We start from the raw sequence: 12,798 nt of genomic DNA on the forward strand, positions 1-12,798 counted from the left end.
CTGCCCTCAGAGCATCCGATCACGATCGGCAGTACATGCGATACATGTTCACGAAAGGCCAGTTCAATGAAGAACAGAAGAGTCCTGCCGCGGGTCGCCGCCTCGGCCACCGTGACAGCCATGGCGCTGGCCCTGACCGCCTGCGGCGGCAGTGGTTCCTCGGCGAGCGACGGTCTCACCGTCTGGTACGCGCCGGGCTCCGTGCCCAAGGCGTCCCTGGCGGTGCAGAAGAACTTCCCCGGCCTGAAGATCAAGCTGATCCCGACGCCCAACCTGGAAACCAAGCTGAAGACCACTTTGCAGACCGGCTCCGGACTGCCGGACGTGGTGGTCATCGGCAACCACATCAGTTCCTACGCCGACATCTCGACCAAGTTCGTCGACCTGAAGACCATGGGCGCAGACCCGAAGAAGGACTACGTCACCTGGAAGTGGACCAACGGCACCCTCCCCGACGGACGGGTGATCGGGTACCCGATCGACACGGGGCCGCAGGGGCTGTTCTACCGCAGCGACCTGTTCCGCAAGGCCGGCCTGCCCACCGACCCGGCCGCGGTCTCCAAGATGGCCTCCACCTGGGACGGCTACCGCACCATGGCCGAGAAGGCGAAGAAGGCCGGCTTCAAGGCGTGTGACGACGCCAACCAGGTCTACTTCCTGCAACTCGAGCAGAAGGGGCAGGGCAGCTTCGACACCTCCGGTAAGTACCTGGGGGACAACGCCTCGACCCGCAAGGCGTTCGACTACTCCGCCAAGCTGCTCTCCGACGGCCTGTGCACCAAGGCGGCGCCATACAGCACGGACTGGAACAGCTCGGTCGCGCAGAACGCTCTCGGCGGCTTCGTCGCCCCGGTGTACGAGGGTCCGCTGCTGGAGACCGCGGGCAGCCCCAAGGGGGTATGGCGGGTGGCCTACCCGCCCGGTGGCCCCGGCAGCAAGGGGGGCTCGTACATGTCGATCCTCAGCTCCAGCAAGCACCGGAAAGACGCGTACAAGGTCATCAAGTGGATGATGTCCCCGGCCAACCAGGCGTCGGGCTTCGACGACGGCCTGTTCCCCTCGGCCCTCGCTGCGTACAAGAGCCCGGAGCTGAACGCAGCGCAGCCGTTCTACGGCGGTCAGTCGACGGGGGTGGTGTTCGCGAAGGTCGCCCAGGAGTCGCCGACGGTCCCGGTCACACCGCAGGACGGGGTCGTGGAGGGCGCTCTCGTGGACGCACTCAAGTCGGTGGCGCAGGGCAAGGCCTCCGCTGACGAAGCCTGGAAGTCCGCACAGGCCCAGATCGCCAAGGAACTGAAGCGGTGACGAAGGTCGTGGACACGAGCATGGGCGCGTCGGTCCCGGCGCGACCCACTGCCCGCCGGCCGACGGCGGACGGGCCCCGGCCCGCTCCCGGCCCGTCCCGGCCCCGGCGCTGGCGGTCCTATCTGGCCAGCTATCTCGCCATCTCCCCGTTCTTCGTGCTCTTCGCGGTGTTCGGAGTGTTTCCGCTCGGCATCGCGGCCTATCTCAGCTTGCACACGTGGGACGGCATCGGGACGATGCACTACGTCGGATTCGAGCAGTTCCACCGGCTGCTCGAGGACTCCCAGTTCTGGCAGTCGCTGGTCACCACGATCGAAATCTTCGCCATGTCCCAGGCGCCGATGGTGGTGGCGGCACTGGTCGCGGCCTTCGTGCTGAGCAGCGACCGGCTGCGCTTCCGCGGTGTCTACCAGACGGTCTACTTCCTGCCCCAGGTCACGTCGATCGTCGTGATCGCGATCGTGTTCCAGTCCCTGTTCGGCGGCAACTTCGGGATGATCAACCGGCTGCTGGTCGCTGTCGGTCTGCCTTCGGTGGACTGGATGGCGAGCACCTGGGGTGCCAACACGGTGATCGCTCTGATGATCATCTGGCGTGGCTTCGGCTATCTGGTCATCTTCTTCATGGCGGGCATGGCCACGATTCCCCCCGAACTGTACGAGGCGGCGGAACTCGACGGGGCGGGGGGCCCGCGGAAGCTGTGGTCGATCACCCTGCCGATGATGCGCCCCACCGTCGTGTTCGCGCTCCTGACCGGCATCGTCGGCGGCCTCCAGGTCTTCACCGAACCCCAGATCCTGGACGTCAGCGGCACGTCCGTACCCGGGATGACCATGATGCTGTTGCAGTACCAGTACCTCGGACAGTCGCCGAGCGCGAGCGTGGGCGCCGATCTGGGCTACGCCAGCGCGATCGGCTGGGCCGTGTTCGCCCTCGTCACTCTGGCCTCGCTGGGCACTCTGCTCATGCGGCGCGTCACCGGACACAAGGAGGTGATCTGACATGAGCGCCGATGTGCAGGAAACGGGCCGTGGCACCTACCCGGTGCGGAAACGCGGCGGCGGACGCCGACCACAGGTCGGCAAGCACCTCCTGCTGCTGTGCGCCGCCCTGGTCAGCCTGTTTCCCTTCTACTGGCTGCTCATCATGGCGACGAGCTCCAGTGGTGAGGTCTTCAAATTCCCGCCCCGGCTGATCCCGGGAACGAGGCTCTTCGAGAATCTGGGGAAGGTGTCCGACGCGGTCCCACTGGGCGCCACGTTCGTCAACTCGCTGGTGGTCGCCGTGAGTGCGGTCGTCCTGACGGGCTTCCTGTGCTCGCTCGGCGGGTTCGTGTTCGCCAGAATGCGTTTCCCCGGCCGTGACAAGCTGTTCGGATGCGTGCTGGCGACACTCGTCTTCCCGACGGGCGTGAGTCTGGCGCCCTCCCTCCAGATCTACTCGCACCTCGGCTGGATCAACACCTTCCTGCCGTTGATCGTGCCGGGCGCCGCTTCGGCCTTCGGGCTCTTCTGGATGCGCCAGTATGCGGTCTCCGCGATCCCGTACGAGCTGATCGAGGCGGCGAGACTGGACGGCTGTGGCCTGCTCCGCATGTACTGGCACGTCGCGCTGCCCGCCATGCGGCCCGCCATAGCCTCGTTCGGGATCTTCACCTTCATGTGGAGCTGGAACGACTATCTCTGGCCGTTGCTGGTTCTGAACGATTCGCAGAAGTACACCGTGCCCGTCGCCCTCGCGCAGCTGAAGGGGGCCTACGGCAACATCGACTACAGCGTCGTCACGGCGGGCACGCTGGTCGGTGCCATTCCGCTCATCGTGCTCTTCCTGTTCGTCCGGAAGTGGATCTTCCGCAACATGGTCGCCGGCGCCGTCAAGTAGGCGTGGGCCGCGTGACCTCCGGTGCTCATGCACCCGCCCTACGTGGCAACTGGGCGGTCGCGTAACGGGCCATCGCCACCGGACACCGTCACCGAGAAAGAACGACAAAATGCGACGTCACACCATCCAACTGACCGAGCCGGCGACGGCGTTCCACGACAGTTTTCTGATCGGCAACGGATCACTGGGCGGGACACTGCGCGGAGCCGTGGGAACCGAGCGCATCGACCTGAACCTCGACAGCCTGTGGTCGGGCGGCCCGGTGACCGCTGAGAACACCGGGTCACCGGCCGACCTGCTCCCGCAACTGCGCGAGGCCATCCGGGCCGAGGACAACGTCCGGGCCGAGAAGCTGGCACAGGCCATGATGGGACCTGGCTGGACCGAGTCCTACCAGCCCCTCGGATGGCTCGAATGGCACTACGCCGACACGTCGGACGCCACCGGATACCACCGTCGGCTGAACCTGGCCGACGCGGTGGCCACCACCGGCTACGGGCCCGCCGGAGCGGAGGCCGAGATGTCGAGCTTCGTCTCGGCCCCCGACAACGTGCTCGTGGTCACGGTGACCGGGCCCGGTGCCGCCTCGCACCCTGTCCTGCCCACCTTCGTCTCCCCCCACCCGGTCACCACCGCCACCCCGCGACCGGGCCTGCTCGTGGCCACCGGCCGGGTGCCGGCCCGGGTGCTGCCCAACTACGTCGACGAGGAGCCCGCGGTCGTCTACGGCGAGGACGAGCCCGACGGTGCCGGCACCGTGGCCGCCGGCGCCGGGTTCGCGGTAGCGGTGGCGGTCGAGCGAACGGGACCGGAGGAACTACGCCTGATCGCCGCAGCCGCCGGCGGGTTCCGTGGCTACGACCGGCGGCCCGGCGCCGACCTCGCCGCCCTCGCACGCTCGGCGGAAGAGACGGTGACCCGAGCCCTGACCCGCACTGCCGAACAGCTCGTCCAGCGCCATGTCCAGGACTACCGGAGCTACTTCGACCGCGTCGACCTCGACCTGTCGGCGTCACCCGCCGCGGACCACGGCGACCCGGCACGGGCCGAACTCCTCTTCCACTTCGGCCGCTACCTGCTGATCTCCAGCTCCCGCCCGGGCACTCAGGCCGCCAATCTCCAGGGAATCTGGAACATCGACGTCCGCCCCGGCTGGAGCGCGAACTACACCACCAACATCAACGTCGAGATGAACTACTGGGCCGCCGAGAGCACGGCCCTACAGGACGTGCACGGCCCGATGCTCACGCTCGCCGGCGACCTCGCCGAGAGCGGCACGGACACCGCCGCGCGGTACTACGGCGCCGCGGGCGCAGTGGTCCACCACAACACCGACATCTGGCGGTTCTCCACACCCGTCAAGGGCGATACCCAGTGGGCCACCTGGCCGACGGGCCTGTACTGGCTGGCCGCGCACGTGTGGGACCACTACGAGTACGGCGGAAACGATGACTTCGGCGCGGGGTCCGCCCTGCGTGTGCACCGCTCGGCCGCCCTGTTCGCGCTCGACATGCTCGTACCCGACGACGACGGCTTGCTCGTCACGAGCCCCTCCACGTCACCCGAACACCGCTTCGTCCTCCCCCCGGCGCCGCGGGGGTCCGCGGTTTCCGAGGGAACGACGATGGATCAGGAACTGGTCCATGAGGTGCTCTCCCGGTACGTCACTTTGGCCGAACGCTTCGGACGTGGTGACGACGACGGGCTGCTTGCCCGCGCCCGACACGCGCTGGGTGTCCTGCGTCTGCCCGGCATCGGCGCGAGCGGTGAACTGCTCGAGTGGAAGGACGAGCGGCCTGGTTCGGAGCCGGGCCACCGCCATCTGTCCCACCTCTACGGCATCCACCCCGGGACGCGTATCACCGAGGGTGGCACTCCCGAGGTGTTCGCGGCAGCCAGGAAGGCTCTCGCGACCAGGCTCCAGCACGGCAGCGGATACACCGGCTGGAGCCAGGCTTGGATCCTGTGCCTTGCCGCGCGACTGAGGGACACCGGGCTGGCCGAGCGTTCCCTCGACGTCCTGCTGAACGACCTGACGTCGTGGTCCCTTCTGGACCTGCACCCGCACTCGGAGTGGCCGGGCGGCTACATCTTCCAGATCGACGGCAATCTCGGCGCCGTCGCGGGCATCGTGGAACTGCTGGTGCAGAGCCACGAGGGAGCCGTCAGCCTGCTGAAGACGCTCCCGCGTGGCTGGCGGAGCGGTCACGTGGCCGGTATCCGCTGTCGTGGCGGACTGACCGTCGATGTGGACTGGGACGCGGGAGAACTGACCACCGCCACGATTCGCACGGGCTCCTCGGGCCCCGTCGTCGTGGAGATCCCGGCCACCGGGGGCGACCTCACCGTCACGGACGCGGCGGGTGATCCGGTCGATGCCTTCGACACACCATGTGCGGTGCCCGGACGCCGTCGCCTCACGTGGGACGGACGTGCCGCTTCGTACTACCGGCTCGTGAGCCAAGGGGGCCGGAGCTGAAGCTTCCCCTTGATCGTGGACCGGAGACTGGATGTGAGATTCCAGAGGAAGCAGTGCCAGGTGGGCAGTCAGTACTCGAAGCGGTATTTCGAGGAGCTCAAGTGGGACGCGATCGCGGTGGCCCGCTCCTCCAGCAAGACGATCACCGAGATCGTGCGGGATCTGGGGGTGAGCCGGCAGGCCCGGCCAGCCCGGAGCACCGGCCGGACCGGTTCCTGCTTCTACTCAAGGAAGAGATCGGTACCCGCGACAGCGGTTCCGCAACGAGAGGCTGATCTTGAGGATCTGAGCACGGAGTCACCGTGTGATGATGAGGCACTACCTACCGGAGGTCCAGCGGGATGCGGTCGCTGTACACCTCGCGGCCGGGGCTGGCGCCGCACTGCGGTCGCGAGGGTGGGCCGACAGACCGGCGACGCCCGGCGCGCCGCGCGGATTCGGACGATCCACCGGGACTCCGACGGGACCTACGGCGTTAGTGTGTGGCGGTTGACGTCGGCCGCACGGAACGCGATGTGACCCCGCAGCGCCTTCTCCCCGGCCGGCGGTATCGCTTCCTCCTTCGCGTCGCGAACTCCGACTCGCTGGACGGCTCGTGCTCCCGTGCTCGCGGGGATGGTCCCCTGGGTGCGCGCGACCGTAGAAGCGATGGTGGCTGCCCCCCGCGCCCGTCACCTGCCACCCGTCTTACGTCGCCAACGGCCGGTCACCCCGGGCACTCTGCTGGCCTGGCACCGCCGTCTGGTGCGCTGGAAATGGCGCCAGACCCCAACCGGACCCGGCCGACCACCGCTGCCGGAAGAGACAGTCGTGCTCATCCAGCGCCTGGCGAGAGAGAACCCGACCTGGGGGTACGTCAGGATCCAGGGTGAACTGCGACGGCTTGGTCATCGGGCCGCCGCCGCAACTATCCGGCGCGTTCTGCGCCGTTCCGGCCTGCCACCCGCACCGCAGCGCGCCTCCCTACAGACCTGGGGGGGGCAGACCCGCTCGCTATGTATCAACCGCAACGACTGCGGCTGAAGTGTCAGCGGCCAGTCCGGGATCCCCATGTACGGCCAGTTGAGATGTCACTCTCGGTTTCGGATTGACCGGTTCCTGATGTGGCCGGTCACGTACAGGTGGACGCGATGGGATGCCGGCCAGGTCGGTACCGGGGACAGGCGATCAACTGTCTGCGCAGGCGTCTTGGCCGACGAGTTGTGCCACGCGCTCCATGCAGCGGATCCGGGCAGGAGAGAAGTCGTAGGGCATCTTGGTGATCGCCTCCGAGGCGCCCATCTGCGTGTCCTCCTGCTCTGCCAGGTCGGCGTCGTAGGTCTCGAAGAGCTCGTCATCGGCCGTGTCCAGCCCGGCTGCCGTGATGGCCTGTACGAGGGCCATGTGGTGGGTGTATCGCTGTACCGCGATTTCCTCGACGCGCGGGTCATCGGGGTCGACGCCGTCGTCGAGGGCGGCCTCAGCCTCGTCGAGACGGTCCTCCTCGGCCCGTAGGTCGGGATGGGTGGCCAGCACGATGTACACGCTGGCCTGTAGTGCGGAGCCGAGCGGACCGAAGATCCGTTCCGTGACCAGCAGGGCCTCCATGTCGGAGGCGCGCAATGCGCCAGGGGGCAGGTGGCTGAGCCGATCCGTCACCAGTTCGGAGAGCAGGCCCTGCGGGCTGCCCACAGCCCGCAGGCGCCTGACGGCCGCGCGCTGACGTTTGATGTCGGCCTCCTGGGCAGCCAGGGATTCCTCCAGCCGGCCCAGGGTCTCCTCGATGTCCCCGGATTCGTCGAAGGCAGCTCGCATGTCGTCCAGACTGATGCCGACCTCCGCCATTCTGCGGATCCACAACAGGCGGATCATGTCGTCGTAGCCGTAGCGGCGGCGGCCGTCTCCACCGCGCTCGGGTTCCGGCAGCAGACCGATCTGGTGGTAGTGGCGGATAGCGCGTGGGGTGATCCCGGCGAAGGCAGCGGCAGCGCCGATCTTGACCTGGCGGGGCGGTGTGACGGAGGGGTACATCGCAGACGGAGCCTTTCGTGCTGTGGTGCCTCAACGACACCACATGCCGCTACGGCAGGTGCAACAACACACCACCCGGGTTCCACCGACCGCGAGGCCCTGGCCACTGCCGGAACCGATCACTGTGACGAGGCATCCCGCATCCCACTGGCAGACCTCTGCACCCTCATCCGCCAGCCGTTGTGTGCGAGCCCTCCGCGCCGCCCACCTCACCACCGCCCACCGCGACGGCAAGACCGTCTGGCACTCCTGCACCCCACTGGGGCTCGGATTCCTCACCGGCTCTCCCAGCACCACAAAAACCTGACTGCCTCGGGCACGGCGAGGTAGTAGCTCTCGATGTCGCGCCCGTCGGGCACCGATGTCGGTTCGTCCTCGCGCCACGGTCCGAGCCGCACAAGCAGCTCGTTGCGACCGCGCCTGAGCGCACCGCCGAGGCGCGTCGCTGCTCGTTGCGGTGATCCTCGACGCGCTGGGTGAACAGCTTCAGCGCCGCGACTTCACCGACGTCGCCGAACTCGCGGTAGGGGCCGATGCCAAGTGTGACAGCGTTGGCCTCTTGCTCGATCGCATCCTGTGCCGTTCGGAAACTCGTCGTTCCCGGTCAGGCGGCGTATCTGTACTCGTTGATCACGCCGCCCACGAGCCTGGTGGGGGCGATGACCGTTGCAATGCCGGGGTAAGCATCGAGGACCTGCCGAGCGTGCGTCTCGTTCCAGATCAAGAGGTGGTCGAGGGCCTCGCGGCGCAGGGTGCCGATGACACGTTCGCAGTGCGCGTTCATCCGTGGGGACCGTGGCGCGGTCCTCATGACCTGGATGTCGTCGGCTTTGAAGACCGCGTCGAAGGACTCGGTGTACTTCGCGTCCCGGTCGCGGAGCAGGAAACGCAGCGAGTCCACCCGAACACCCAACTCGACGGCGAGGTTTCTTGCCTGCTGCACCGTGTGCCGTTCAGAAATGCGTCGCTGCTGCTCATAGGGGGCTGGCGAGACCGGGGATGTTGGGAACACGCCGGGGTGATCGTCTCGCTGGTGTATCAGGTGACGCGGAAGCTGTTGTCGGTTCCGGCGGTGCTGCTGCGTCGGCAGGCGGCCCAGGATGCTGAACTGCTGGCGCTCCGTCATGAGAATGCGGTGCGGCGCAGGCAGCTTGCGGGCCGGGTGCGGTTCGAGCAGGCGGACCGGCTCTGGTTCGCGGTTCTGTCCTCGCTGATACCCCGGTGGCGCTGGACGCGGGTTTTCCCGGTGACTCCGGGGACCCTGCTCGCATGGCACCGAAGGCTTGTTGCACGCAGATGGGACTACAGCAAGTGCCGGAGCAGCCCTGGGCGGCCGCCTACCGCGAATGTGGTAAAGGATCTGGTGGTGCGGTTGGCTCGGGAGAATCCGCGCTGGGGCTGCCGCAGGATCCAGGGCGGGCTCACGCGGTTGGGGTATGAGATCGGCGCCTCGACGGTCTGGGAGATCCTGACGGCGTCCGGCATCGGCCCGGCTCCCCGCCGCGGCGGGCCGGCGTGGCGTGAGTTCCTCACAGCACAGGCCGATTCCATCATCGCCTGCGACTTCCTCCATATCGACCTGGTGGACCTGCGCCGGGTCTACGCGCTGGTCTTCCTTGAGCACGGCACGCGTCGGCTGCACGTCGCTGGGGTGATCGCACACCCGACCGCGCGGTGGACGGTTCAGCAGGCTCGCAACCTTGTCGTCGAAATGGGCGTGCGTTTCGAGTCGCTGCGCGTCTTGATCCGCGACCGGGACGGCACATACAGCGAGTCCTTCGACGCGGTCTTCGCGGCCGAGGACGTCGAAACCGTGAAGACCGCACCACGGACCCCGCGGATGAACGCACACTGGCGAGAGAGTCATTGGGACGTTACGGCGTGAGGCCCTCGACCACGTGCTGATCTGGAATGAGGCCCACGCTCGACGCGTTCTCGAGACCTGTGCCGGGCACTACAACGGGCATCGCCCGCATCAGCCCCGAGGGCGACTACCTCCCCTCGCCGACGACCGGACCGCGCCGTTGACCGACCTGGGCACCAGGCGATGGCTAGTCCGCACTCGTGTCCTTGGCGGCCTGATCAACGAGTACAGGTACACGGCCTGACCTGCCGCGACGGGTTCCTGAACGGCACAGGCTTGACGCCTTGTGGTTCCGGAGCGGCAGCGCGGGCAAGCGCCGGATTACCGATGAGGCGCTTGCCTTCGGCAGGATGGGCGCATGACCGAGATCCGCACATCCCGTCTCCTCCTACGCCGCTGGCACGACGACGACCTCGCGCCGATGGCGGACATCAACGCGGACCCGCGGGCTATGCGCTGGATCGACGACGGTTCGGTGCGCGACCTGGACCACACGGTGGAGGCCATCGAGCGATGGGAGGAGGAGTGGGACGAGGAGGGCTTCGGCCTCTTCGCCGTCGAGCTGCTGGCCTCGGGCGAATTGATCGGCTTCACGGGACTGTCCGTGCCCGAGTTCCTGCCGGAGGCGATGCCCGCCGTGGCGATCAGCTGGCGGCTCGGCTCACAGTTCTGGGGCCAGGGATACGCGTCCGAAGCCGCGCATGCCACACTGGAGTTCGCGCTCCAGGACCGCGGCCTGGACCGCGTCATCAGCATCAACCAGGTGGGGGACAACGCCTCCGAGAACGTCATCCGTAAGCTCGGCATGGTGTCCGAGCGGGAGACGGCGCACCCGGTGTACGGCTACCCGCTGCGCGTTCACGCCATTGATCTCACCGAGTTCCAGGCGTGAACCGGCCGAGCTGTCGATCATCACAAGACAGCCGACCACTGTCCCTACGTCCCTGAGCGCATTGATCGCGACAGTGCGGACATCGAGGGACGGACGGTGTCTTCCCGTCGCTGACCCACGCTTTCACGGAACTGCGGCCAGAGCCGTGAAATCGGCCAATATCGCTCTTCATGCCCCACTCGGTTGCCGTCGGCAACGGGAGCCGGGGCCACCCGCCTGTGGAGTGTGCGGGCCGTGACGAGCGGTCGTGAGATGTCTTCGGCGGCGCTGCGCGCTGGGCTTCGCCCGCCCTGGACAGCTCGACGCGCCCCCAGACCTGGCCGGCTACGGGGCGGACCCTCCGCTGTGGTGCCCGACCTCAGGCAGGCGCGGGCGGCTGGGGTTACGAGCGCGTCGTGCGCCCGCCGGGCGGCGTCGCCGACCGCGACCCGGTTCCCGACGGGATGGCACCGAGGGCGCTGGAGGCGGCGACGACGTCGACGGCGAGAACGGCGTACCGACGAAATGGGGCTGTGTGGGTAACGAAACGCAGTCCGTCGTCGGCCGGACGATTGGGCTGACACCGATCCCACCGAAGGCGGCTCCCGTGTGCGGGAACTTCTGCGTATCTGCGCGGGATACACGCCCTGCTGGACTTGCCGGCCCACGATGCCAGCGCATTGCGTCGGTGGCCCTATCGCCCATGTGCATCGACGCGTAGTACCGCTGGCGAGCTTCCTTGACGTCCTCCGGGAAGGCGTCCACCAGGCCGAAGTCGGTGATCGAGTTGTCGAGCTTCTCAATCGCCGTGTGCACTCTGGAGGTTCGCCGCGGTCTCAGTCTCGGGCAGTGCGGCCTCGCGCCGATGGTCGGCGGCTCCTTACTCTCCCCCGTCGGCGGAACGGAGCTGGAAGTCGACGACGACGCAACCAACCTGTCCGTCGTCGGTGCGGCCGATCCAGACGGGGTAGGCCCCGTCACCCCGGCCGGCACGGAAGGCGATGAGGTTCGGCTCGGGCTCCGTGCTGGGCAGTTCGACGGTGAAATGGCTGTCGAGGGGTATGAACAGGTCCTCGTCCAGCTGGTCTTCGATCCGTGCGCGCCTGTGTCACCGACTCCGAGCCCGTCTCGCCCTGGTCCGCCGTGGACCGCATGTCCACCGTCACCCGGTTCTGCGCCTGGTGCCTGGAGGAGTTCCTCCCCCTGGACCGCGAAACGCTGTTCACCCCCGACACTGTCGAACGCTACGTTCTGACCGGTATGCGGGATCTGCAGGCCTCATGCCGGCGCACGCATCGCTCCCAGCTGTCCGCCATCGGCCGCACGATCACCCGCCGTGCACCCTGGCCACCTGCCAGGACTGGGCTGGCCCGCAACCGGCTGGCCACCCCCTACACCCCCGCCCAGGTCGCCGGATACCTGGAAGCAGCCGGGCAGCAATCCACACCAGTGCGCACCAGGGCGGCGTTCGGGCTCCTCGCCGCAGGGCTCGGTGCCGGACTCATGCCCGGCGAACACCTCACCATCACCGGCCGCTCCCTGGCCACCACCGAGCGCGGTACCACCGTGCTGAGCATCGCCGGTATCCGGCCGCGCGCCATCCCCGTGCTCGCCGCGTACGCACCCCTGCTGCACACCCTCGCCGCCCGCCATCCCGGCGAGCCACTGATCGGCCCGACCCACAACACCGACAAGAACCGCCTCAACCACCTCCTCCCATCAAGGCTCTGACCGGCTACGACCCCTGGGACGCCCTGCAGCGTTCCACCCTGGAGACGGCGGCGACGGGGGCACCTCTGCTCGGCTGGCCGGAAGCGCCGCTGTAGACGCCTTCCCGCACCGTTCGGTTCCCGCGTTAACGGGACGTCAGGGGTGCATAAAGATTGCCGGAATCCGGCAATGTGCGGCCGTGCCTCCAGGTGCCAGCATGACGGGGCCCGAAGACGAGGAACGGGGGTGGCATGTTGCTGAGTTCTTGTGGCCCGCGCTGGGGTTCCCGGCCGTCCTGTTCAGCTTCGCGCTCCTCGTCGTCGCCGGTTACTGGCTGGTGGTGCTGATCGGGGGAGCCGGCGGCGTGGACGCTTTTGACGGGGGCGATGGCGTCCACGCCGACGTGGCGGGCCTTCCGGTCACCATCATCGTCTCGACGGGCGTGGTCATTTCCTGGTTCGTGAGCCTGATCGGTACGGTGCTGATCGGCTGGCCCTGGCTGCGCGCCGCAGTACTCCCCGCCGCGCTGGGCGCGGCCTGGGTCGGTGTCCGCCTCCAGCGACGCCTGGCCGCCCGGCTGCCGTCCTGAGCACCTCAGGGGACTTGAAGCAGTCGTTCACGAAGCGTGACGACCCAATCCCTGCCCGAAGGGTCATGGCGGGGGCCCGCAACGTGCCC

Annotated in this window: 10 protein-coding genes and 2 pseudogenes; 8 read left to right on the forward strand and 4 right to left on the reverse strand. The window is 67.9% G+C overall.

Annotated elements, in window-relative coordinates:
- Nucleotides 1–66 precede the first annotated feature (66 nt).
- The 4 genes from ACH4S9_RS16255 to ACH4S9_RS16270 all read left to right on the forward strand — a co-directional run bounded on the left by ACH4S9_RS16255 (nt 67) and on the right by ACH4S9_RS16270 (nt 5,665).
- Nucleotides 67–1,305, forward strand: coding sequence for an extracellular solute-binding protein (locus ACH4S9_RS16255; RefSeq protein ID WP_398372385.1), 1,239 nt, complete (start codon nt 67–69; stop codon nt 1,303–1,305).
- Nucleotides 1,302–2,306, forward strand: a complete 1,005-nt coding sequence (locus ACH4S9_RS16260; RefSeq protein ID WP_398372387.1) for a carbohydrate ABC transporter permease — start codon at nt 1,302–1,304, stop codon at nt 2,304–2,306. Before ACH4S9_RS16255 ends, ACH4S9_RS16260 begins: the two co-directional genes overlap by 4 nt.
- A gap of 1 nt (nt 2,307) precedes the next feature.
- Nucleotides 2,308–3,186 (forward strand): carbohydrate ABC transporter permease, encoded by an 879-nt coding sequence (locus ACH4S9_RS16265; RefSeq protein WP_398372389.1) that lies wholly within the window; start codon nt 2,308–2,310, stop codon nt 3,184–3,186.
- 109 nt (nt 3,187–3,295) lie between these two features.
- Complete coding sequence (locus ACH4S9_RS16270) at nt 3,296–5,665, forward strand: glycoside hydrolase family 95 protein (RefSeq protein WP_311730166.1); 2,370 nt, start codon at nt 3,296–3,298, stop codon at nt 5,663–5,665.
- A gap of 1,167 nt (nt 5,666–6,832) precedes the next feature.
- Here ACH4S9_RS16270 and ACH4S9_RS16275 read toward each other — a convergent pair.
- From ACH4S9_RS16275 to ACH4S9_RS16285, 3 genes and pseudogenes are all read right to left on the reverse strand, one after another.
- Nucleotides 6,833–7,675, reverse strand: a complete 843-nt coding sequence (locus tag ACH4S9_RS16275) for a MerR family transcriptional regulator (protein WP_398372392.1) — start codon at nt 7,673–7,675, stop codon at nt 6,833–6,835.
- A gap of 275 nt (nt 7,676–7,950) precedes the next feature.
- Nucleotides 7,951–8,073, reverse strand: coding sequence for a hypothetical protein (locus ACH4S9_RS16280; protein ID WP_398372394.1), 123 nt, complete (start codon nt 8,071–8,073; stop codon nt 7,951–7,953).
- Between the two features lie 237 nt (nt 8,074–8,310).
- Nucleotides 8,311–8,621, reverse strand: a pseudogene (locus ACH4S9_RS16285) (integrase core domain-containing protein); the annotation flags it as partial.
- A gap of 72 nt (nt 8,622–8,693) precedes the next feature.
- Here ACH4S9_RS16285 and ACH4S9_RS16290 point away from each other — a divergent pair.
- Both ACH4S9_RS16290 and ACH4S9_RS16295 read left to right on the forward strand, forming a co-directional pair.
- Nucleotides 8,694–9,783 (forward strand): annotated as a pseudogene (locus ACH4S9_RS16290) (integrase core domain-containing protein).
- 114 nt (nt 9,784–9,897) lie between these two features.
- Nucleotides 9,898–10,431, forward strand: coding sequence for a GNAT family N-acetyltransferase (locus ACH4S9_RS16295; protein ID WP_398372396.1), 534 nt, complete (start codon nt 9,898–9,900; stop codon nt 10,429–10,431).
- Nucleotides 10,432–11,290: 859 nt separating this feature from the next.
- Here the strand turns inward: ACH4S9_RS16295 and ACH4S9_RS16300 are convergent.
- Nucleotides 11,291–11,503: a DUF4241 domain-containing protein gene (locus ACH4S9_RS16300; RefSeq protein ID WP_311730186.1), complete on the reverse strand. Its 213-nt coding sequence runs from the start codon at nt 11,501–11,503 to the stop codon at nt 11,291–11,293.
- A gap of 2 nt (nt 11,504–11,505) precedes the next feature.
- Here ACH4S9_RS16300 and ACH4S9_RS16305 point away from each other — a divergent pair, with 2 nt between their 5' ends.
- Nucleotides 11,506–12,141: a hypothetical protein gene (locus tag ACH4S9_RS16305; protein ID WP_398372398.1), complete on the forward strand. Its 636-nt coding sequence runs from the start codon at nt 11,506–11,508 to the stop codon at nt 12,139–12,141.
- Between the two features lie 196 nt (nt 12,142–12,337).
- Nucleotides 12,338–12,709, forward strand: a complete 372-nt coding sequence (locus ACH4S9_RS16310; protein WP_398372400.1) for a hypothetical protein — start codon at nt 12,338–12,340, stop codon at nt 12,707–12,709.
- Nucleotides 12,710–12,798: the final 89 nt, after the last annotated feature.

Origin of the sequence: Streptomyces sp. NPDC021225, assembly GCF_044332865.1 — a bacterium.
Taxonomy (GTDB): Bacteria; Actinomycetota; Actinomycetes; order Streptomycetales; family Streptomycetaceae; genus Streptomyces.

Coding starts and splice junctions, on each gene's coding strand:
- ACH4S9_RS16255 (WP_398372385.1), top strand. CDS start 67: ATGAAGAACAGAAGAGTCCTGCCGCGGGTCGCCGCCTCGGCCACCGTG.
- ACH4S9_RS16265 (WP_398372389.1), top strand. CDS start 2,308: ATGAGCGCCGATGTGCAGGAAACGGGCCGTGGCACCTACCCGGTGCGG.
- ACH4S9_RS16270 (WP_311730166.1), top strand. CDS start 3,296: ATGCGACGTCACACCATCCAACTGACCGAGCCGGCGACGGCGTTCCAC.
- ACH4S9_RS16275 (WP_398372392.1), bottom strand. CDS start 7,675: ATGTACCCCTCCGTCACACCGCCCCGCCAGGTCAAGATCGGCGCTGCC.
- ACH4S9_RS16295 (WP_398372396.1), top strand. CDS start 9,898: ATGACCGAGATCCGCACATCCCGTCTCCTCCTACGCCGCTGGCACGAC.
- ACH4S9_RS16310 (WP_398372400.1), top strand. CDS start 12,338: ATGACGGGGCCCGAAGACGAGGAACGGGGGTGGCATGTTGCTGAGTTC.